Source organism: Mesorhizobium sp. M7A.F.Ca.ET.027.03.2.1 (assembly GCF_003999175.1).
Classification (GTDB): Bacteria; Pseudomonadota; Alphaproteobacteria; order Rhizobiales; family Rhizobiaceae; genus Mesorhizobium.
The window spans coordinates 1-433 of sequence record NZ_RZOM01001919.1 but is presented as its reverse complement, the minus strand read 5'-3'; the positions used below and the strand labels follow the sequence as shown (position 1 = coordinate 433).

At 56.8% G+C, this 433-nt stretch carries 1 protein-coding gene and 1 pseudogene; both read right to left on the bottom strand.

The window, feature by feature from the left end; translation table 11 throughout:
• A pseudogene (locus EN750_RS38775) lies at nt 1–221 on the bottom strand (hypothetical protein); the annotation flags it as partial.
• On the bottom strand, nt 214–433 hold a 220-nt coding region (locus EN750_RS38770), incomplete at its 5' end, for a hypothetical protein (protein WP_145968411.1). The pseudogene EN750_RS38775 and the gene EN750_RS38770, both read right to left, overlap by 8 nt.

Sequence of the window (433 nt, the reverse complement as noted above, 5' to 3'; positions counted from 1 at the left end):
TTCCATTCGCCGCTTTCGTGAGAGAGGATGCGCTGGCCATCGGCCAAATAGATGGTCTTCCCGTCGGAAGCGAGATCCTCGGGCGCTTCGAATTCATCCAGGATCGTAGCGTCTTCCAGCAGGCTGTTCGGCTTCAGCGCACCGTCGAAGATCGGGATGGTGATCGCAGCCTCGCCGCGGCCCCTGATGTTGTCACTGACCCTCCGGAGAAGCTCAAGCATCGCGTTTTCCCCACCTGAAGTCATATTGAACGTAGTTCGGATTGGCGTCCTTGAGTTTGAACTGTCCGATGCGATTGTTGGTCAGGCCGCCGAGATAGAGGTACCCGCGATGCTCGCGCATTGACGTGATCATCGGATGGTTGACCGCGTGGAGGTCCCAGAACGTTTCCAGGATTTCACCCTTGTCGTTGAACTTGAGCACACATCCAGTG